Genomic DNA, 22107 nt, shown 5'->3' on the forward strand with positions numbered 1-22107 from the left:
ATAAAACTAGTTTTGATATGTTTTGCTAATAGTTTAATCATGAGAATACTACGGCTTATAAAAAGTTATAAGTCTTACTAATAGCTGTTATTATCGATCACTTTTGAGAATTTTTCTAGTTCAATAATATAATCCTCCAATGAGTTAAATATTATTTAATATGCAATATTTTTTATTTAAAGTAGAGCATGAATCTAGCTAAAAAAAAGGTAAATTATCTGGTAAAAGAGTACTTTCTATTTTGCTTATTGCCCTTATATTCCAAATATTTAGAAAGTACTGCCAGACTCAAAAGATAATGGCAAATACTTCCGATAAATACCTGGATTTTGCATAACTGACCCCGCTAATACCTTTTCACTGGTAGGTATAGGAGGAAAGGGCAAGGGAGAATGAATGTATCTTCGAGAATAGGATGAGGGTGAAAGTCTTTAGAACCTGCACCAATCGTACTTAAATTTCTCAAAGAACTATTTTGTATGGCTTTGAGACATGGTAATCACAGCATCAGGTAGTATTGCTTGCTGCAAAACATCAAGGTATTGCTGAGAGATAATCTTAGGTGTGAAATGCGATCGCAAATACTGACGACCTGCTTTGCCCATACGCTCTCCCAGTTGCCGATCGCGGCTGAGTAAGCGAATAAATTGAGCTAGAGAATTACTGTCTCCATTCTCAAAGGTGCTACCGCAGTTGGCTTCGGCAACCAGTTGTCTCAGGTATGAATACTGCGAACAAATCACTGCTATCGGTCTTCCAGATGCTAAAGCTGAGTAAAGCTTACTAGGAACGACTAAACTCTCGGTTGATGCATCTACACTAACTAGTGACAGATCGCAGGCTGTTAAAGAATAGGGCAACACCTGCTTGTCTTGATAGGGCAGAAATGTAAAGTTTTTCAGTCCTAATTGATTCACTTCTTGAATCAATTCATCCCGTTTCGCCCCACCACCAATACAGACAAAATGAATTGGCTCATCTTGCAGTTGTTGAGCAGCTTGTAGGATAGTTGCCATATCATGGCAACGCCCCATATTCCCAGAGTAGAGGACGGTAAATTTGTTGACTAAGTTATGCTCTAAGGCAAACCAGTTTTCTTGCTTGGCAATTGGCACAATCAATTCCGGGTTTGCCCAACTATGAATTACCGAAATCTTATCGGCTACTTGTGGGCAATTCGCTAGCACTTGCTGTTTCATGGCTGGGCTAAGAACCACAATTCCCTTAGCATTTAGCCAAATCTGTTTGTTAATAGCCCGCCATAACCGTGCCAGCCAGTTATCCTTGGAAACTACTCCTAGTGCGATCGCAATATCGGGATAAAGATCATAGAGGATGCAAACATAGGGAAGTCGGAACAATAGGTAAGCCAGATATCCGATAATTGGCAAAAATGGAGGAGCTGTAGTTACTAATAATACATTGCTACGTCTCCAAGCTCGGAGCATATATAGTAAAGCCCGCAAGGTGTATAAGACACCATTAACAGCTTTACCACGAATTCGCCCCGGCCAAAGTTGCGCCATGCGCGATCGCTGAATTCGGATTCTACCAATACGTTCAACAGCTAAAGCCGCAGCTTGAGAGTCAAACGCATATCCTGGCTGACTTGTAAAAACCTCAATATCCACTCCTTGCTGCCCTAACTGCTTCACCAGTTCATCAATCAACTGTCCCGTAGGAGCATAGTCTGGCGGGAAAAACTGAGTGATTACAGACAATTTGATGGATTGCTGGGTTTTTAGAGAATAGTCATTTTTAACATCTAATCGAGTAGAAATGGATTGTAAAAGTTTTTGATTAATCCATTCATTAAGTCTCATCAGTTATACCCTTCTGTAGAAATCCTTTTAAAGACACTACTGAATTGCTCAAGCCATTAATAATTACACACACTTACTTCCCTGAATTAACAAATATTTTCAATCTGCTCCAGGCAAAGTTATTAATAAGATTAATTTATTGGTATACATCAAGCCTACTTGTATTCACAGATATATCTGGGAACTTAGTTGCTTAATAAGGGTTTATACTCATTTGACTTTGTATACACGAGATTTTAGGAGATGGGAACACAAGAAAAAATAATTCATTCTAAACGGCTACTATGAGCTTTACGTCGGCTAAAGGAATTGGCGAAATTATGCTAATTGAATTTTGGGTTTTGTCACTTACTTAATTCCACATTTTGTTAAGCAATATTTATTACATAATAACAATACTGAATATAGTACTAATATTTGATGTTGTCATCATGTAATTACTTATAACGATACCATGACAAAAGGATGTTTGAAATTTACCCATACATTTCATCAAAAATTTATCTTTATGATAATATGGCGAACGGAAACTTCATAAAAGTAGTCGTTTAGGACTTATAGATTAAATTAAATTATCTGAATCCTAAATCTGAGATGACATAAATTATCAGTCTTTCTGTCCTTAGTGATTAGTGCCCGTCATTAGTAACGCGTCTCGCATCCCTATTTTTTTATAGCTTTTAGTGCCGTACTTGGTGTCTAATTTGTCAATCTTTCGATACTGTTGCTTTACCCAGATATAAATTTTTATTTCTGAAAATTTGTAAATTTATTAAGTATAATTATTCCCTTTTGCAGTACTACTAGTACAGCTTGGCGGAAGTAAGCAGACCTATGAAAATTCGGTGGACTGCAAGACTTAAAAATGGTATAAGCATTTACGCCGCACGGTACTAGATTGATATTAACAGATTGATCGTCGGTATCAAAGTATAAATTTGATACAATTGGAAACTAATTTTGGCTTAAACCATAAGAAGGGACTAAAAAAATGTATACTTTAAAATAAAGATGTTATTATTACTAGTTAATCAGTTAGAATCTTGAAAAGTCTATAACTTTAAAAGTTACAACTAAGTACACTTAAGCATAAGAGTTAAAATTAACCTGAGAGATGAATCAAGATCGACAGATAATCAAAATTTTGATTACCACCTCCCATTAATGACATGTTGTGCTAGCAAAGCAAGCTTTCCACTCTCATGGTTAATAATAAACATCTGTGTAGTTACTTACGTAGTATTACTAAAGCCTATAGCCACATTTATTGTAGCTAAATTAATACGTATTATATTGTTAAATAGATGGAGAATCATTCTTCTCAATCCCCAAGCTATCACCAGAATAGTAACTCTGTAACTCCATTTCTTCAGCCTCAGCCTTTCCCCATATCTGAAGGCGAAGAAAATGATTGGAATTTTCTACAACTTCTGAGTGTTTTGCGGCGACGAGCGCTAGTGATTGCAGGGGTAACTATTACTCTAACGACAGTTATGTTTGTTACCTTGATATTAAATCGGCAGCTACCAGTATATCAGGGCAATTTTCGGCTGTTAGTGGAACCTGTAAATGATGACACCAAAGTGGTGGATATTGTCAAAGAGCCTAACATAAGCAAGTCTGGTCTAGATTACGAAAGTCAAATTGAGGTTCTTAAGAGTCCTCAATTGATGGGAAAGATTGTAAAGCAGTTAGAAGCTAAGTATCCAGATATTAGCTATGACACACTGCTCAAAAACATAACAATTTCTCGGTTTGCTGAAACCAAGATTATAGAAGTTCGTTATCAAAGCCAAGATCCGAATCAAATTAAAGTTGTACTAGACCTAATTGCGAATAATTATCTAGATTACAGTCGCGAAAAGCGGCAAACACTTTTGCAACAAGGTATTCAGTTCGTTGAAAGACAACTGCCATTTATCCAAAATCGAGTTGATCAAATTCAGAAAGAACTGCAAACGTTCCGGCAAAAGTACGACTTTGTTGATCCAGCTGCCCAGTCTGAACAAGTTGTTAATCAAATCACCGGCTTGTCTCAGCAACGACAAGTAGTTGACGGAAAAATCGCAGAGATTCGCGCCAATCTCTCTTTTTTGCAAGAACAAAATGGCAAGCTGGCTGTGCTAAATAATGCTATTTTGTATCAGCAGCTATTGGGACAAGTACGGCAACTAGACGTTCAAATTGCTACAGAGTCAACTCGTTTGCAAGATAATAACCCAACCATTAAAACATTGAAACAGAAACGGAAAAGCCTCTTGCCTTTGCTAAAGAACGAAGAGCAGCGCTTTCTGGGTACAAAAATTGCAGAAGTAACAACTCAACTTCAAACTCTAGAAGTACAAAGCCAAGAGCTTGCTAAAGTGGAAAGGAAAATTGAACTCCAGCGCAAACAATGGCCAATATTGGCACGACAATATACTGAATTGCAGCGAAAATTACAGGTGGCAACCGAGAGCCTGAATCGCTTTCTCTCTACTCGTGAAAATCTCCAAATTCAGAAATCTCAGACAGAACTTGGTTGGCAGTTACTTGAGGCACCAAGTAAGCCGAAATTCCCTATCTCTGATTCGAGTATCAAACGTTATTTAATACCAGGATTGATTGCAAGTATAGCTTTAGGAATCGGTGTTGCTCTACTGCTGGAAAAGCTTGATAATACCTACCATAGCGTTGAGGTACTCAAAGGGAAGGTTAAACTACCGTTGTTAGGAAATATTCCATTTGAAAAGCAAGTCGAAAGCCTTCAAGATCGCATCTCCACACGAAAATTCTCGATAACCAAAATCCTAAATCCCATTCTTAAAGGCGTTCCTGGGTTTGCACATCAAGTCCATAGCAATTATTCAGCAAAATTTCTAGAAGCTTTGCGGGTACTTTATACAAATGTCCAATTCCTGAGTTCCGAGCGCCCTATTGCTTCCATCATTATTAGTTCAGCGATGCCTGGTGATGGTAAATCTACCATTGCCTTCCATTTAGCTCAGGTAGCTACAGGTATGGGACAAAGAGTACTACTTGTAGATGCTGATTTACGCGAACCCAAGATTCACAACTTATCAGGTTTAAATAACTTATGGGGATTAAGCAATTTAATCTCGGCAAACCTGCCAATGAGTGAGGTAATCCGACAATTACCCTCAATGAATCAATTATCTGTAATAACTTCTGGGCCCATACCGTCCGATCCTACAAAGCTGCTCTCGTCTGAAAAGATGAAGCAACTAATGATAGATTTCCATAAGGCTTTTGACTTGGTGATTTATGACTCTCCCCCTATTTTGGGACTAGCTGATACTAGTCTGCTAGCACCCTATACTGATGGCATATTGCTAGTGGTAAAGCTCGACAAAACAGACTCTTCAATGATACAGAAAACTTTAGATCATCTAAGATTTTCCCAGATGAATGCATTAGGTATGGTTAGTAACGGTCACAAGAGCAACGTCAACAGTTATTAGGATTGTCATAGTTCCAACCTTTAACTCAATATCTAATTGAGGCTCCACTTCCTTTACTCGTGCCAGTAGTTTAAAACTTCGTTTCTAGCTACGGGCTGGAAACGAAGTTTTAAAGTGGTTTTAGCTTCAATATGACACCAGTGACATCTATGCTCCCTACTGCCAATTGCTGTAAACCTTTAGAAGGTGAAAGTAGTTCTCAGCGTACCAATGATTGCATCATCATTGTTGCCAGCAATTTGACCAGGATTTGTTAACCAAATTACCCCAGGTGTGATGGAGATGTTGTCGCTTACGCGATACTTATAGAAACCTTCAAAGTGGTAAGGCTTATCACCAGAATTACCTCCAACATAAGGTTCAACACCTGCGAAAAGTCCTAAAACGTTGCCCTTCTTACCGAAGTCTGGTAGAGCTAACCCGGCTCCATAACTCCAAACTTGACCATTATCATTGGCACCAAGTCCTGTGATTTCGCTGTAAAGTGCAAAGCCACTAATCGACAGTTTTTCACTTGGTTTGAAAGCAGCCTCAAAGCCGTAGGAATTACTGATATATGGATTGCCAGCACCGACAAGGTTAGCTTGTGCAGTACCGACTACACCAGTTGTTGTACTTGCAGAGCCTGCATCGAATAAAACAGTACCACCATTATGATAACCGTGGACGTAGGTTGCAGCTAAGGTGATGCGATCGCCTACTTTTAAATTCAATTGTCCTAAAGCAGCATAGTTACCGTCAACTAAACCCGTATTTACACCAGGGTTATTCGCTTGAGATGCCAAGTAACCAAGGGTTAATGAAGGTTGAAAGCCACCGCCACCTTTACCAAAGGCTAAGTTAACACCGCCACCGGCACCCCCGCCAATCCGATAGATTGGGCTTTCGGAGGCAAAAGTAGACAAAGCACCGTTACCGCCATCATAATCCTCAAAGTATGGGTTGACGGTAGGAACGTAATCGCTGTGAATACCTCCAGTAGCAGCTACGTAAACTTGGGAGTTGCCAAGGGGGAAGTAATAGGACAACCAGTCTACAGAAACACCGTTGTTGGTAGTAGGAGACAGGTTAAAGGTTTGAGTCCCTTCAAATGTGCCATTTCGTAAAGACAAGGGAGTTGCATTCCCAGCAGCAAGCCTAGTATGCAAGGTATCTTTACCTGTGAAACTGGTTTGCAAATCTAAGCGCACCCTGTCTTGAAAAACAGTATTGTTGTTGTCGTTCTTGCCAAAGTTATCTGTGACGGCAAAAATAGCTTCACCCACCAATTTTGTGGTAGTAGAAAACTGATTCGCTTCCAGTTGAGCAGTTCGTGCTTCTACGGCATCTACTCGACCACGCAAAGTTGTTAGTTCGGCCGAGAATTCCTCTTGCAGACGCTGGAGAGTCGCCAAATCCTGTTTTGTCACCAAGTCAGCAGTTGCAGTGGCAATCAGTTCATTAACCCGATCTAAACAAGCATTCAAACCTGCGGCAAACTCATAACGAGTCAGTGCCCGATTGCCTCGGTAAGTGGAATTCGGGTATCCAGCAATACAACCGTAGCGTTCAACCAGGGATTGCAAAGCTTGGAATGCCCAGTCAGTCGGTTGTACATCAGAAAACTGAGAAACTGATGTGACTTGAGACAGGGAATTTTGATTCTTACCCTCACTGCTGTAGCGGTTAACTTCTTCTAAAACCTGATTGTCATCAGTCTTTTGGGCAATTAATAGCCGAGCGACTTTTGGTTGCTCTGTTTGGATCAATCTTGAAGCATCAGAAGCTTTTGGCACTTCTGCCTGAGCAGTTTTTAGCTTTATATCTTCAGAAGAGGCTGCTACTCCAGTAGCCATAGCCTTAGCGGAAACCAACACCATCACTCCCAAAACTACTGGGCTGAGTACCAGCGTTTTCCACAATAGATGAGACATTTTTTTATTTTCCTTTCTCAAAAAATACTCCAAATCAATGGGTTCAAGAAAAAGATAACAAGAACCTACAAATTGAACTCTGTTACTCTTCACAGAAACACAATCTGCCTAATAGCGATCGCTGCAAGATATTGCAACCTAACAAAGGTTACAGCTATAGGATAATTTCGCTAGAGTTGGCAGCATTTCTAGACTTTACCTTCTTGTTTTTAACCCTGATTTGTGGTAAATCCTTTTTGTCTTTATAAAAGTAACAGATTTCTACTAGAGTTGGCCATATTTCTAGAGAACCGTGAAATTGGCTAATGACATCATCAATGATTCTAGAAACGTTTTGCTGAAAAAAGTCTGGTTCAAATCCATAAAATACTCTCGATAAATTCTCGGCAAATAGTTGAAGTGATTGCTTACGTTCTTCATTCTGGGCAGACATTGAGGCTTTAACTACCTGGCGGTGGATAACAGAGATTTTTTCTAATATTTCCTCAGAGTCTTGCAATGTAACCTCGCCAGAGTAATCAAACTTGATTCCCAGGTCATCGAGATGATAAACACTGCTTTTAATCTTCTTTTTCAGCAGGCTGCATATTTCCTCATTAAAGAGTTCACTAGCGAGAGGATTACGCATATAGTTATTTCTAATATGGTTCTGAACAGCATCAACGTGTGCAGCGGCAATACCCTCTTGTTGTATCCAAATCCTATAGATATAATCTTCAAATCTGAGCCTAGTTGGAAAAAATGGTGGTAAACCTAGCTGATTATCATATCCAGCAACTCCACAATCCATTCTCCAGTTTTTATTGGTAATGACAGGTCGAAAATTAGTCAGAATATAGTAATCATTCAGGTCATTAGGACTGATTTGATTTTCATCATTGAGATACATGTGAATAAAATCAAGTGTATCAATATCATTAGTTCCTGTGCGAAAAGTTTGAGCAATCTTGACGATGGCATTATTCAAGACTGTTCCCTGTTGTAAGACGAGGCTATTTTCTCGAAAGTAACCTTTGGTTGTATTGGTTTCTAAATCCATTGCTGTATCAACAACCAATTCTCCAGCCTCAAAGTTTTCTGGTACTTGGCTAGCTCTTTTACCTAGAACATCACTAAAAGCCGTGAGTAAGTCAAAAGATTTATGGACATAGCCGCCTTGTTGAGTGGACTTGATTAATTTTCCTCGACATATTTCATCGCCTGTTAAAGATTCTGGGCTAGTTTCAATTAACGCATCTGGTCGCATATCATCATCTGCACTGACCATTAAATGACCAAGGGTATACATTAAGGTGAAGTTGCGATTCCCTCCGTAACTAGGTCTGAATAAGTTTTTGACGAGTGATTCTAGCTTGCGATCGCGAAGTCTTTCATTTAAAAATGTAATAAATTGCTCTTTCTGTTGGGGGCCGACATAATACACATCATTGACTGTCTTAGTCTGCTCCAAGAGTGGGTAATATTTCTCATGATTGGCAATACTGGAATCGTCAAAAACGATAATTTTTACCGCATGACCATTTGCTCGGAAATTCTCATCATACTTTTCGATGGTCTCTGCTACATCTCTGAGTCGATGAGTCGGAATAACAAATATCGTCTCTTTTGATTTCATAAAATATGTTTAGGGTTCTCAAATGATTTTTTACAAGTTCAAACTCTGTTTAGATGTTTAAACATTCTCAGGCTACTAATCAATGAATTGCTATTGTTACACATCATGATTAGTCAACTAAATCGCTACCAATTTTTAGCTTATTTTTACTATCTTCTAACTGTTTCCAGAGTGCCTCAATTTGACAAAAAGCTATTTCTGGAGATAGTTTACCACTAGTTTCTAAACAAGTGATATAGCTAATTTTTTGAGTAAATTCTTGGAGGTTGGCATTAAATATTAGGTTCTCCGGCTTGCATTGACCGTGGTAGCTACTCCGAGGGCAGAGAAAGCTATTTTTATCTTGATAATTTGGTTGTATCATTAATTTACTTCTGAATAATAGTGATTAACATGGTTTTAATCTTATTATGTTTGTGAAAATCTCATTGATATAAAACCTATGTTTCTTTTAGATATCTGGCTACTGATTACAGCGAGTTGAAACCGTCCCATTTGGCAATACTGTTTCACAGATATTTGTAGAATTACGACCCTGGATATCGTTATTTTTGGAAGCTTTGATTAAATTAGCCTGGCTAAGATTGGCATTTCTAAAATCGGTTCCTTCTAGGTTAGATGATTGCAAATTTGCCTTTTGCAAATCAGCATCAGCTAGTAATGTATTCTTGAGAATAGCTCCAGTTAGATCGGCTCCTTGCAGATTTGCATTCCGAATATCTGCCCACTCTAAATTTGCATACCGGAGATTAGCATTTTTGAGGTTAGCTCCCTGAAGATTTGCCGATCGCAAGTCAACTTTTTGGAAGTTTGCCCCAGAAAAGTTAACTCCAGATAAATTACAGCCAAAACATTTTCTGGTTTCTTGAAGCTGTTGAATTACATGGTGTCGAAGCAAATCATTGCCTTGGTTAACTAAGGAGGGAGTAAGGAAAAATGCCATCGGAATCAAAGGTCGTAACAAGAGATTCATAAATGCCAACTCCAATCTAAAAGTGAGAAATTAAAACTTATCTTTTTATGGCGATTTGAAAGGCTTCAGCAACAGGGCCTAAAACCAAAACAGGAAAAAATGTTAATGCTCCCAGAATCAAAATGGTGGCAGCAGTCACGCTAGTAAATAGTTGGGTATCTGTATTTAGGGTTGCGATTGAGATCGGTACGGGTTGCTTGCACGACAGGCTATCTGCTAGCAGTAGTAACGCAACGATTGGAATAAACCGCCCCATGTAGAGGGTAAATGCTGTTGTCAGGTTCCACCACAAAGCAGTCGGGGCGGGTTGGGTATCTGCCAAGCCTTCAAAACCGGAACCGTTACCCGCCGCAGCCGATGCATACTCATAAATCACCTGGGTAAAACCATGAAAACCAGGATTACTCATGCCTGCAAGTTGGTCAGGAAAAGCTAGGGTGATGGCACTAGGCAGCAAAATCAATAGTGGGTGGATCAGAATAATGACGCTTGCTAGGGTAATTTCCCGTTTTTCGATTTTTCGTCCCAAAAACTCTGGCGTTCGTCCTACGATTAAGCCAGTCAGGAATACTGCCAAAAACATATACACCACCAAAGAAGCGGCCCCAGTGCCCATCGCTCCCCAAATCACTTGCAAAAATAGGTCGAGCAAAGCACAAAATCCACCGGCTGGCATCAGGGAGTCAAACATACCGTTAGCAGAACCAGTCATGGTTGCTGTTGTGGTAATGGCAAATAAGGCAGTTTCTGCCCAACCTAACCGGACTTCTTTACCCTCTAAATTGGGTTGCTGACTGCCCAATAGGTCATTCACGGCGGGATTGCCTTGATATTCTGCGATCGCAGTTACGCTAATTAAGACTACAAAAATGGCGAACACCATCCAAAACAGTAGGCGAGTCTGTTTTAAGTTACCGATGAAGATCCCGTAGGTATGAAGTAATGCCGTGGGAATCAGCAACATTGCTACTACTTGCAGCAAATTTGTACCGCCATTGGGATTTTCAAAGGGATGAGCAGAGTTACCAGCAAAGAAGGCTCCACCGTTCTCGCCCAGCATTTTGATGCTTTCAAAGTGGGCAATGGGGCCACGAGCGATCGCTTGAGTTGCTCCCTCCAAGGTGGTAAATTTTACTGGGCCAGCAAGGGTTTGAGGCACACCACCTAACATCAACAACACCGTACTAGCGATCGCCAAGGGTAGCAGTACTCGCGTAATCGAGCGGGTCAAATCCACATAAAAGTTACCCAAAGGTCTACCTGTTAAGCCGCGAATGAAGGCAATTCCCACCGCTAATCCAGTGGCAGGCGCAACAAACATTAAGAAACCCAAGGCTGTTATCTGGCTCAGGTAAGACATTGTGGTTTCTGGCACATAGTGTTGCAAATCGGCGGCAACTAAAAAAGAAATAGTGGTATGCAGTGCTGTATCCCAAGTGGGCATCCCTAAATTGGTGGGGTTTAACGGTAGTAAACTCTGAAAGAGCAGCAGTAGTAATGCTAAAACTGCCATTGCTGTATTGCTGGATAGGAGAGCGATCGCATATTCTCTTCCAGTCATGCTCTTTTGCGGTTCAATACCTATAAAGAGATAAATTAAGCGCTCCAGTGGGTTCATTACAGCATCAAGACAGGTTCTTTCCATACAGAAGACTTTAGCTAAGTAGTGTCCTGCGATCGGTACTGACATCACAACCAAGAACAGGGTAAGAAAGATTTGTACAAAACCTTGGAGCATAATCTGGAAGCTTCGCCATCGATGGACTCACCTATTTAGGACTGTAGTCAGAGCAATTAAGCGCTTCTTTAGTTAGAGCAGTAGCGGGGTTTACTGCACACTTTAGATAAGAGTTTTTATGAAAAAATTGGCAGTTTTTACAGGGATGTTGCTGTACATGTTTGATGCTGACTATTTTATCTTTATCTTGCGCCGCATTTTCTGGGGGATCTTCTAGTGCTTTGCAGACAGATGAAACGAGATAAACGACAATTCCACAAACAATTATGAAGGAAATATTAGCCAAAAATACTGCTACAAAAGGAATATCACTGCCCTGTGGTTTGGTGTTATTTTGTGTTGTATTTCCCAGGTTAGCTTCAATCAGGGTAGACTGATGAACAGTTTTTTGGGCAGATATATAAAGTTGAAAAATTCCCGAAGTATGCATATTAAAACCTTTAGTTAGTCAGACTTAGATTCAGTAAAGGTCATATTAATTAAACATCTTCAGAAACTAGCGAGAAACTACTGTTTTGCTTGGTTTCCATCTCAGTTTTTGGAACAAATTTGCTATTGAAAATGAATTATAAGTATTGACTGTTTGTAACTTTGCTTCACTTGCTGCCCGTTCGCTAACTGTGTCTGTATTGGTATTACCGCTCCAAAGAGAAGTAATAATTTCAATCTGATGAATCTGGATTAATCTCCAATAGTTCAGGACAACAGCACCCCAAGCAGTAGTTTCTGGCTTCATCCGAGTAACCAAAAGTGTAGAAACTCCTGCTGCTAACCAATCTCCTTGTAATATGGGTGGAGCTTCAACAATCACAATCGATTCAGTGGGAATAGTATGACTGGCTCTAATTCTTTGCCCACCCATAAACAGAGTTTCGATAAAAAATATCTGATTGCCTTTAGAGTGAATATCGCTAATTTCGCCCTTAAATTGGGTTGTAATCGTAGCACCTAAATCTTTAATCATATTTGGGTCAGGTGCATGATAAGAAAAGAAGTAAATGTTCATTTATTTAAAAATATATGGAATTGAAAGTATTTGGTATATCTGAGTCATATGCATTAACAGATTGACTGACTGTTGGTCGAGCTTCTAGCAAGCAACTGTTGAGGGAATAGTACACAGAATGAATTTTCTTAAGAGTGACTTTTAGAGCAGGAATCATCATCGGATGGGTTGCTATGGCTAAAATGTAGTCCCCTACAAAAATAGTAGGATTATCTGTTGCTGAAAGGACTTGATTCTGTCTTAGAATTCCTAAAAAAGCGCATTTATCGGGCAACTGAATCTCAGTTAAATGAATGCCGCCGTAAATACTATTAGCTTGGATTAAAACACCAAACAAGCTTGGTTCTAAAGATTTTTTGTTTGTCAACACGAAATATTTTTTTAACTCTAAATATTATTGTGCAACATTTTACACATAAAATATTTTTTCCTAGATATATTTTATAGATATATAAAATGTATTAGATATTTTTAAATAAGCATATATTTAGAGATATAGGCTTATTTAAAAAACAAGATCCCCGACAACTTTTACGAAGTCGGGGATCTGAATCCTTCAATAATAATTTTGAGCAGTAGAGACTTATTTTTTAACTCCATCCAGAGCTAAATTCAGCTTCAACACATTAACTCCAGGTTCACCAAAGATGCCGAGAAAACGGCCATCGGTGTTTTGGGCAATTAAAGTTTCTAGTTGGTTCGGCTGAAATCCTCGGGCCTTCGCTACTCGTGCAATTTGCGCGATCGCAGCTTCTGGGGTAATGTGGGGGTCAAGGCTGGAACCAGAGGTGTAGACTAGATCGCCAGTGGGCTGTACACCTGCTTTTTTCAGACGAGGCAAATCGCCTTCAATTTTTTTGGTGGGGTCTGGATCGTCTTTACCTTTGATGCGTTCCAGCAATGCGGGATTACTGGGAGCCAAGTTACTAGCACCAGAAACTCCAGTTTTCAAAACTCCGCCATCGTCCTTTTTGGGGTCGGCTGTACTGTAGCTGGTGCTACTGGGACGGCTGTTAAAATAGCGATCGCTAGTAAAAGGTTGACCAATCAAAGCAGAACCCACAATTTGCCCTGCGCTATTTTTCAGTAGACTGCCATTTGCTTGAAACGGAAACACAGTCTGCCCAATGACAATCATCGCAAAAGGATAAATAATCGCACCTATTACCCAGAGTACTAAAGTAGAACGAATAGCTCTGCTAGCTTCACGTGCAAAACTCATTAGAATTTCTCCGGTACAAACATTACAAAAAATAAATAGATGGAAAGCCCTAGCGTCACCATTCCTAACAGCCCCAATCCCCAAGATTGACTGCGGGAAAGTTCTTCACCAGTAGCTGCATATACTAGAGGTGCAACCACTAGGTTGAAACACATTGCCAAGAACAAATACAGTGGCAACTTTTGTCTACGCCATTGACACCAGATATCAGTTATTTCTTCAACTACTTGGGATGCAAGGATAGTGCGGCGGGTATGAACGGGTTTCATAGTAAATTAAGACAAAGGTAAGATAATATCGATCAATTTGATAGCAATAAAGGGAGCAACGATACCACCAAGACCAAATATCAAAATGTTGCGACGTAGTAGTTGATCTGCTGTTAAAGGTAAAAACTTTACCCCTTTGAGTGCTAGCGGAATTAGTGCTGGAATAATCAAAGCATTGTAAATCAGCGCCGAGACGATCGCAGATTGGGCACTCTTTAATCCCATAATATTAAGTGCGCCGATTCCAGAAGCTGCAAAGATAGTCGGAATTATGGCAAAATACTTGGCAATATCGTTGGCGATGGAGAATGTTGTCAAGGCTCCACGGGTAATTAGCAACTGTTTACCTATGGTTACTAGGTCAATTAGCTTCGTGGGGTCAGAGTCTAAGTCCACCATGTTAGCAGCTTCTTTGGCAGCTTGTGTCCCAGAGTTCATCGCCACACCCACGTTTGCTTGAGCCAAAGCAGGTGCATCGTTAGTACCATCCCCGGTCATTGCCACCAGTTTACCTTGAGATTGTTCGGAGCGAATCACCTCAATTTTGTCTTCTGGAGTCGCTTCGGCAATGAAATCATCCACCCCAGCTTCTTCAGCAATTACCGAAGCGGTAATGCGGTTGTCACCTGTGAGCATAACGGTGCGAACACCCATGCGGCGTAGTTGGTCAAATCGTTCTCTTAGACCAGGTTTGACAATATCTTTAAGGTAGATAACACCATAAATTTTGTCATCTTGGCAAACAGCTAAAGGTGTACCACCTAACCGGGAAACTCGCTCATAAGCTACGTCTACATCATCACTAACGTTACCACCACGAGAACGGACAAATCCTTTAATAGCATCCACTGCTCCTTTACGAATTTGTTTGCCATCGGGTAGATTTGTGCCACTCATCCGGGTTTTCGCCGAAAATTCCACACCTTCGGCTTTGTCGATATTAAAATCTACCGCAACCTGAGACTTTTCTGCCAATATTACAATTGACTTGCCTTCTGGCGTTTCGTCAAACAAGCTAGCAGCTAGGGAGACTCGCGCCACCTCTTCTAATGAGTGATTATCCAAAGGAATAAACTCATCAGCCATCCGGTTCCCCAAGGTAATCGTGCCTGTCTTATCTAGCACCAAGGTGTTGATGTCACCGCAAGCTTCTACTGCTCGACCAGAGGTAGCAATGACGTTGAATTGAGCAACTCTATCCATCCCTGCAATCCCGATGGCACTGAGCAAACCACCGATAGTTGTGGGAATCAAAGCTACTAGTAGCGAGATGAGAATCGCAACGCTACCACCAGTCCGTAAATTGTTTCCCGCTTCCGGGCCAAAAGCCGTACTGATAAAGTTGGCGATGTAGCTCACATAAGGAGGAATGGTTGATACTACAATCAAGAACACCTGCGTTAACACTGCCAACAATACCGTCAAAGCAATTTCGTTGGGAGTCTTGCTGCGTTCTGCGCCTTCTACCAAGGCAATCATGCGATCGATAAAGCCTTGACCAGGATCGGCACTAATCCGAATTGTCAACTCATCTGAGAGCAGGCGTGTACCTCCTGTGACTGAACTGGCAATATCTGTACCTGGTTGCTTCAGTACCGGTGCAGATTCCCCAGTGATTGCCGACTCATCCACTGAGCCGATGCCTTTAATTACATCCCCATCAGAGGGAATCATATTATTTGCACTCACTTTTACCAAATCGCCCCGTCGCAGTTCCGTCGAATTGACTTGTTGGATAGAACCATCAGGGAGGATTTTATTAGCGATCGTATCCGATCGCGTCGATCGCAGTGAATCAGCCTGTGCTTTACCGCGCCCTTCAGCTACGGCTTCGGCAAAGTTGGCAAAAACGAGGGTGAAAAAGAGAATGAAGGTAATCAAACCATTTAACAAGCGTTGTTGGTTGGTATCTGCCTGGATTGTTCCAAACAGATTTGGGTTGAGGGTTACTAAAAAGGTGACAATTGTCCCCACCCAGACAACAAACATAACTGGGTTTTTGACAGTAATTCGAGGATCTAGCTTGAGAAACGACTCACGAATTGCTCTTTGGTAAAGTCCCCGCATATCTGCCTTGGGGGTGTGCCTGCGCGAGTCACGAGTTCCAGATGGAGTACGGGCTGAAGGAGAATCAGTAGTAATTGGCATATATTAAATTTTGGGAATTGGGAATTGGGCATTGGGCATTGGGAATTGGGAATTGGGAATTGGGAATTGGGCATTGGGAATTGGGAATTGAATATTTAGTTATTCTTTCTCCTTCATCTCCCTCATCTCCCCCACTCCCCCCTCCCTAGCCGATGCCTTTGGCGATAAAAAAGGCTTCTGCGATGGGGCCTAATGCCAGCACTGGGAAGAATGTAAGTGCGCCCAAGATTAAAATCACGCCTGCGGTAACGCCTGTAAATAGTCCGGTGTCGGTTCGCAATGTACCTGTGGTGTAAGGAACAGCTTGCTTGCGAGACATACTATCTGCTAATAACAGCAAACCTAAAATTGGGATATAGCGTCCAGCTAGTAAACTGAAGCAGGTACTCAAGTTCCACCACAAAGCGGTTACAGTTGTTTTTGTCCCTGTAGCGATCGCGAATGGAGAAGGTTGTGAATCTCCTAAACCTTCAAACCCAGAACCGTTGTTCGCAGCAGCTGAGGCATATTCGTAAATCACTTGAGAAAATCCATGAAAGCCAGGATTACTAATCCCTGCCAATTGGTCAGGGAAAGCTAAGGCGATTCCCCCCGGAATTAAAATAGCAATGGGGTGAACTAGCAAAATCAAGAAGCTAGCAAGTACGACTTCCCGCTTTTCAATCTTGCGTCCCAGAAATTCTGGCGTGCGTCCTACCATCAAACCTGTGACGAATACCGCCAGAATGCTATAGGCAAACAAGTAAGCTGTTCCTGTACCCTGTCCACCCCACATGATTTGCAGGAACATATTAGATAGAAAGATAAAACCACCTGTGGGCATGAATGAGTCGTGAAAACTATTAACTGCGCCGCACATAGTTCCGGTTGTACTTACCGCAAATAATATCGATTGTGCCCAACCAAATCGGACTTCTTTACCCTCTAGATTCGGTTGCTGACTACCCAAAAGTGTATTTACAGCAGGATTGCCGTTGTATTCTCCAATTGCAGTGACAATCAGAAATCCTAGAAAAATAACACCGACCATACCGTAGAGTAACCACGCTTGTTTAGTGTTATTGGCAAACAAACCATAAGTGTAGATCAGGGACGTGGGAATCGAAAGCATGGCCACGATCTGAATTAAATTCGTAAATGCGCTGGGATTTTCAAATGGATGTGCTGAGTTGATAGCGAAAAAGCCACCGCCGTTTTCGCCTAATTGCTTGATAATTTCAAAATGGGCAACAGGGCCACGTGCGATCGCCTGACTAATATTCGGATCTTCCAAGGTAGGGAAGACAGCTACACCCGCCAGGGTTTCGGGAACGCCAGCAGCTATCATCACAATCCCACCCACGATACAAATGGGCAGCAAGATTCGGGTAATTGAGCGAATTAGGTCTACATAAAAGTTGCCTAACGATCTACCCGTCAATCCCCGAATAAAAGCAATTCCTACCGCCAAACCAGTGCCAGCAGAGGTGAACATGTGATAACCCAGTCCCCACATTTGGCTAGCATAGCTGAGGTAGGTTTCACCAGAATAGTGCTGCTGGTTGGTATTAGTAATAAAGGAGATAGTAGTATGCAGCGTTGTATCCCAAGTCGGGGCATTTATTCCATTGGGATTGAGGGGCAACCATCCCTGATTCATAATGATAAAGAAAAGCAGCAACCCCATTACTACGTTGCTATAGACGATTGCTCGCCCATACTGCCAGCCCGTCATATTTTCTTTGCCTGTAACGCCAACCAAGGCGTAAAGCAGTCTCTCAACCGGATTCAAAACTGGGTCGAGAAAAGTCCTTTCTTCTAGGTAGACACGCGCCATGTAGCGCCCAAAAAATGGAGTAATTGCTACTATAATTAGTAGCGTTAATGCAATTTGAATCCATCCTTGTAGCATTGGATTATTTAAACTCCGACATGAATAAATTTCAGATGAATATCAGATGTTTCCTGCCCACGAATCAGAAAAAATAATCAATTATATTGGCATTATTATCAGCTAACCTATAACTATGGGCTTTCCCAATCAATCATCTAACTTTTTGTTAAAGAATACAAGGTATAAATTAATATTTAAACTAGCCTACATCATAAATATATTTATATATATACAAATATTCAAAAAGTTTATCTTGATATATATCTGCAAATATAGAAGCACAGTTAGGTCATTTCTAAAAAATTAGATCCCCGACAACTTTTACGAAGTTGGGGATCTGAACACCGCTAAAAGTCAGCAGTCTAACTCATAACTGATTTTGGCGACAAATTCCAAATGCGGAAGTGTAGGCATGTAAGAAGGTTCTGCCACCAACAGGGCCGATTTCACCACCACAGAAAAAGCCGCCTACAGGAATATCGCTGAGGTAGCGGCGAAATAGTTCAGAATCGAAATTCGGTTTACCATAGAGGCCTTCACCTCGCCCCAGACAGGCAAACATTAAAGCAGCGACGGCAGAGGGTTCAGATTCTCGTTGGGTTTGATAACTTTGGAGGAGTAGTTCTAGGTCTTCAGCAGAGGCTTGGGCATCGCGCAGGTGGAATTGCAGCCTTTGACCTGGACGGACGCGATCGCCAATTGCGATCGCCCCAGCTGTTGGATCGACCCCAAGAATACCACGAATTAAAAAGTCTCCCTGTTGCAAAGCCAGCTTAAACTCATCCATCGCCACGCCAACAAACAGAGAGTGCTGTGCTAAAGTTCGTTCGTGTTCGCTGAGACTAGCAATCAAATCTCGCAATACAACTAGCGGCACTTGCTCATCTAACTCTAAGATAATGTTGCGATCGGCTTTTGTAACTTGCAATGGTTTGCCAATTGGCCGGCATCCTTGGGCAACAATCGTTTCCAAAACAATATTGCCAGTTAAAGCTATACCGATAGTTCCCTCACGATACAGGCTTTGGTGTTCCTCGCCATCAGTCTCATTACAAAAAAGGGCAACACGGCCACCCATACCTCCACCACTCGCCTGTCCTCCCACAATCACCGATCCTGGATAAGCAAAATCTAACCCCTGCAACAAATCGTTGATTCCAGAGGCGAAAGAACTAGACAGCAAAATGAATTGAGGTGTCGGTGATGCTGGCACACCAATCAAATCAACCCAAGCATCTGGAGAACTATCTAAGTCAGGTAATTCTTCAGCAACAACATGAAAGACTTGAATCTTCACTCCTGGAAGATGTGCTAAAGTCAAGCTAATAGCTGGTTCTGCTTCCAACTCTTGGGTTTCTCCACCAAGTGTCGTCCCAATAACACCTCCACCGCTACAGCCAATTAGCACTGGTACAGAAAGTTTATCAGCTAACAAAGGTAACAATCGGGAATACTCACTCGCAAAAGCAGACGAAATGAATACCAGTCCTAGATCCGCAGGTGCTGTTAACGATGAGACAGTTCGTTCCACCACATCTATAACGGCGGCTTCTAAAGAATGACGGGTTGATAGGGCATTTGCCCACTGCATTTGGTCTGCCATGAGTTTTGAGCTTCTTTCTGTTTTTGGGCTAGTAGTTTTTGATTTTCAGAAGAATTGCATCCTACAAGAATTAGTGCCAGCCTTTTGTGTCCTCCATCCCAAGAAGCCGGGGTTGTGATTCCCTAATAGATGCATCTAGATATATTGTATGATTGTTTATCTATGGTACTAATTCCACAAAATCTTAAAAAATAAAGATGAATGCATTATTGATGCGGCAGTTTACTGTATTGGTTATAAATCAATAGGCTAAAGTACTAACTTATGAACTGAATGGTTAGAATAGTTAGTAATCAAGCTAAAATCTGCCATTACTGAACTTTTTCTATACTAGTATTAACAACACACAACGAGACTAAAGCAATGACTAACATCCAAGAAACAGCAAAGAGCGGCATCGAAGATAAGATCCAAGAAGAAGTAGAACAAGCGCGTACTGTCTGTGACATTAGCGGTAGCAGTTCACCAGAGTGTGCTGCTGCTTGGGATGCAGTAGAAGAAATGCAAGCTGAAGCTTCCCACAAGCGCCAAAGCAAGCCAAAAAATTCTCTAGAACAGTATTGTGATGACAATCCAGATGCAATTGAATGCCGGGTTTATGACGACTAGAAATTCAAATTAGGTAAATTTTCTATTCGTTTGTCACCGAAACAGTGCTGAGTGCTGAGTAAAAAAGTAATAAGGGAATGTCAGACCAACGGAACTACAGAGTCCTTGAGGCTATTCCCGACGAATTGGGAAGCGCCGTCCGTATTACGGCGGGATAGTTCACTAGGCTCCCTGATGCTACTACAAGTAGGTGCAAAATCTAAGTTGAGGATCTTTGAGTTGCTTGTTTTTTGCCAAATAGAGAGATTTAGGAAAGTAAATTAAACAATTTACCATGTAATAGCTTTTCCAAAAATCTTTGCAACAAATGAGTTGGCTGTAGGGGCGTACATCTGTATGCCCCTACAAACGTTTTTATAGCATAAATTGTGTGAAATGGTATAAATTGGGTAGCCACTTGCTTCCACCAAGAGATTAGAGCGCAGTCTTGAGGCGAGATTTTGTGCTTTGATTAAACTGTTTGTAATATAGATAGACTACTAGCTAGCTAATAGCTTACAGGTTTGTCAGTTATGGATACTTGCTTTTAGTTTAAATTGTTTTATTTATCGTTTGAGAAAAACTATGGACTATAACGTTTGGTTTCGCCCTTTCGTCTGGATTGATTACCGACTAGCAGTATTATTTCTGGTAATTATTCCGCTAATTCTTCTGATTTGGGCATTTGTGCAAAAAGCAGAAGGTATACAACGCTTATTGACTATATACTGGAGAGTATCAAGCCTGGTCGCAATCACCATTTACTTAATGATTGCCCAGTATCCAGTTAGCTTTATCTCTGGATTGATGGCTCAGATTTTGATCGTAGTTTCGCTGTGGTTCTGGGTGGATATCAACGATGAAATTGAGTATCAAACTAGTGGCGCTTTGAAATTTATTTTTACCTCTTGGCGCTGGGCTACAACTGTTTATTGTATTTTGGGTACACTAGCGTTTATCCCATTTTTGGGTTGTGCTTTTTCTGGCAATATGATGAAGACTGCCTATTGTAGCGTTTGGTTCGAGATTCCATTGTTATTCAAAGAATATTTTCATGCTAATAGCAAAGCTGAGTTTTTAGGTTTTCTTGGGATAACTAGTTTAGTAATTTATGTAGTTTACTTAAGCTATTTTGTTTTGATTAAGCTGGGCAAGCAGGGACGTTCGGCCTCACCACAATAACTGTCGCTACGCAACTATACCCATACTTTTAAAAAAAATGAATTCCATTGGTAAGCGACTGGAACAATACACGGCTAAACGCCCCAAGGAAGTCCTACTTGTAATAGTGGAAATTGCCGATAAGCAAGATACAATTGCTATTTTCAAAGGCTTTTCTAGTTCTTTGATGCGTCCAACAGCATTTGATGCAGATGTACCAGTTCTACCAGATGGGGCAATTATCCTCAATATTGACCGAGTAGCCAGTCCTTATAATCCTGAAGCACCTCGTTATATTCAGCAAGGACTTTCTTGGGAAGCTATGGAAGCTCTATTATCAGAAGTGGGAGTCTGATTAATTCGTAATTCGTAATTTTGCCGAAATAGTTACTCAATTATGTCATTTTTTTTCTAATTCACATTAGGCGTGAATTGTGAGTGTTCAGTAATGCTTGCAGTGCGGGAGAGAGATTGATCACTTTCTTCTTTTAACTCTCGGAATTCTGAATTATTTTAACGTGTTGTAATTAGTGTATAAAATAGTTGTGCGTACATTTAGCCATGCCGTTATGCGTAGCTTACTTCCCTCTAACGGTATGGCGGGCATAGCCAAAGCAATTTGTCAGAAATATTGAACTAGCGGTGTATTGAGGTTAATACAGCAGATTGCAGTACAGATCATCGTAGGGGCACAACATGTTGTGCCCTTACCCG

19 protein-coding genes are annotated in these 22107 nt (G+C 41.0%); 5 read left to right on the forward strand and 14 right to left on the reverse strand.

Annotated features, from left to right (window positions below; genetic code table 11):
* Nucleotides 1-470: 470 nt before the first annotated feature.
* The gene (locus tag V7K98_RS04970) at nt 471-1823 is read right to left on the reverse strand and encodes a glycosyltransferase family 4 protein (protein ID WP_335019719.1); all 1353 of its coding nucleotides are present in this window, start codon (nt 1821-1823) and stop codon (nt 471-473) included.
* Nucleotides 1824-3127: 1304 nt separating this feature from the next.
* On the opposite strand from V7K98_RS04970, the gene V7K98_RS04975 reads away from it, so the two are divergent.
* A complete protein-coding gene (locus V7K98_RS04975; protein WP_335019720.1) occupies nt 3128-5284 on the forward strand; it encodes a GumC family protein in 2157 nt (718 codons plus the stop codon).
* Between the two features lie 179 nt (nt 5285-5463).
* Here V7K98_RS04975 and V7K98_RS04980 read toward each other — a convergent pair whose 3' ends face one another.
* The 11 genes from V7K98_RS04980 to kdpB form a co-directional block, all read right to left on the reverse strand.
* Nucleotides 5464-7197, reverse strand: coding sequence for an iron uptake porin (locus V7K98_RS04980; RefSeq protein WP_335019721.1), 1734 nt, complete (start codon nt 7195-7197; stop codon nt 5464-5466).
* Between the two features lie 154 nt (nt 7198-7351).
* Nucleotides 7352-8812: a hypothetical protein gene (locus tag V7K98_RS04985; protein ID WP_335019722.1), complete on the reverse strand. Its 1461-nt coding sequence runs from the start codon at nt 8810-8812 to the stop codon at nt 7352-7354.
* 109 nt (nt 8813-8921) lie between these two features.
* Entirely contained in the window at nt 8922-9176 is a 255-nt protein-coding gene (locus V7K98_RS04990; protein WP_335019723.1) for a DUF7219 family protein, read from the reverse strand.
* Nucleotides 9177-9275: 99 nt separating this feature from the next.
* A complete protein-coding gene (locus tag V7K98_RS04995; protein WP_335019724.1) occupies nt 9276-9785 on the reverse strand; it encodes a pentapeptide repeat-containing protein in 510 nt (169 codons plus the stop codon).
* A gap of 37 nt (nt 9786-9822) precedes the next feature.
* Complete coding sequence (kdpA, locus tag V7K98_RS05000) at nt 9823-11523, reverse strand: potassium-transporting ATPase subunit KdpA (protein ID WP_335019725.1); 1701 nt, start codon at nt 11521-11523, stop codon at nt 9823-9825.
* A 31-nt stretch (nt 11524-11554) separates the two neighbouring features.
* Nucleotides 11555-11953, reverse strand: a complete 399-nt coding sequence (locus tag V7K98_RS05005; protein ID WP_335019726.1) for a hypothetical protein — start codon at nt 11951-11953, stop codon at nt 11555-11557.
* A gap of 66 nt (nt 11954-12019) precedes the next feature.
* Nucleotides 12020-12529 carry a hypothetical protein gene (locus V7K98_RS05010; RefSeq protein WP_335019727.1) on the reverse strand — a complete coding sequence of 170 codons (510 nt, stop codon included), beginning with the start codon at nt 12527-12529 and terminating at the stop codon, nt 12020-12022.
* Between the two features lie 4 nt (nt 12530-12533).
* The gene (locus V7K98_RS05015; protein WP_335019728.1) at nt 12534-12899 is read right to left on the reverse strand and encodes a TrkA C-terminal domain-containing protein; all 366 of its coding nucleotides are present in this window, start codon (nt 12897-12899) and stop codon (nt 12534-12536) included.
* A gap of 213 nt (nt 12900-13112) precedes the next feature.
* The gene (gene kdpC, locus V7K98_RS05020; protein WP_335019729.1) at nt 13113-13751 is read right to left on the reverse strand and encodes a K(+)-transporting ATPase subunit C; all 639 of its coding nucleotides are present in this window, start codon (nt 13749-13751) and stop codon (nt 13113-13115) included.
* The gene (locus tag V7K98_RS05025) at nt 13751-14020 is read right to left on the reverse strand and encodes a potassium-transporting ATPase subunit F (protein WP_335019730.1); all 270 of its coding nucleotides are present in this window, start codon (nt 14018-14020) and stop codon (nt 13751-13753) included. Before V7K98_RS05025 ends, kdpC begins: the two co-directional genes overlap by 1 nt.
* A gap of 6 nt (nt 14021-14026) precedes the next feature.
* Nucleotides 14027-16168 carry a potassium-transporting ATPase subunit KdpB gene (kdpB, locus tag V7K98_RS05030; protein ID WP_335019731.1) on the reverse strand — a complete coding sequence of 714 codons (2142 nt, stop codon included), beginning with the start codon at nt 16166-16168 and terminating at the stop codon, nt 14027-14029.
* On the opposite strand from kdpB, the gene V7K98_RS05035 reads away from it, so the two are divergent.
* Nucleotides 16162-16317: a hypothetical protein gene (locus V7K98_RS05035; RefSeq protein WP_335019732.1), complete on the forward strand. Its 156-nt coding sequence runs from the start codon at nt 16162-16164 to the stop codon at nt 16315-16317. The two genes, kdpB and V7K98_RS05035, sit on opposite strands and share 7 nt — an antisense overlap.
* Here V7K98_RS05035 and kdpA (V7K98_RS05040) read toward each other — a convergent pair.
* Together kdpA (V7K98_RS05040) and V7K98_RS05045 are read right to left on the reverse strand one after the other, a co-directional pair.
* Nucleotides 16314-18059, reverse strand: a complete 1746-nt coding sequence (kdpA, locus tag V7K98_RS05040) for a potassium-transporting ATPase subunit KdpA (protein WP_335019733.1) — start codon at nt 18057-18059, stop codon at nt 16314-16316. The two genes, V7K98_RS05035 and kdpA (V7K98_RS05040), sit on opposite strands and share 4 nt — an antisense overlap.
* A 349-nt stretch (nt 18060-18408) precedes the next feature.
* Entirely contained in the window at nt 18409-19644 is a 1236-nt protein-coding gene (locus V7K98_RS05045; RefSeq protein ID WP_335019734.1) for an FIST signal transduction protein, read from the reverse strand.
* Nucleotides 19645-20007: 363 nt separating this feature from the next.
* Here V7K98_RS05045 and V7K98_RS05050 point away from each other — a divergent pair, with 363 nt between their 5' ends.
* The 3 genes from V7K98_RS05050 to V7K98_RS05060 all read left to right on the forward strand — a co-directional run bounded on the left by V7K98_RS05050 (nt 20008) and on the right by V7K98_RS05060 (nt 21748).
* The gene (locus V7K98_RS05050; protein WP_335019735.1) at nt 20008-20253 is read left to right on the forward strand and encodes a Calvin cycle protein CP12; all 246 of its coding nucleotides are present in this window, start codon (nt 20008-20010) and stop codon (nt 20251-20253) included.
* A 564-nt stretch (nt 20254-20817) separates the two neighbouring features.
* Entirely contained in the window at nt 20818-21414 is a 597-nt protein-coding gene (locus V7K98_RS05055) for a DUF3177 family protein (RefSeq protein ID WP_335019736.1), read from the forward strand.
* A gap of 37 nt (nt 21415-21451) precedes the next feature.
* A complete protein-coding gene (locus V7K98_RS05060; RefSeq protein ID WP_335019737.1) occupies nt 21452-21748 on the forward strand; it encodes a DUF7734 family protein in 297 nt (98 codons plus the stop codon).
* The last annotated feature ends 359 nt before the right edge of the window (nt 21749-22107 follow it).

Origin of the sequence: Nostoc sp. (genome assembly GCF_036917435.1) — a bacterium.
GTDB lineage: Bacteria > Cyanobacteriota > Cyanobacteriia > Cyanobacteriales > Nostocaceae > Nostoc.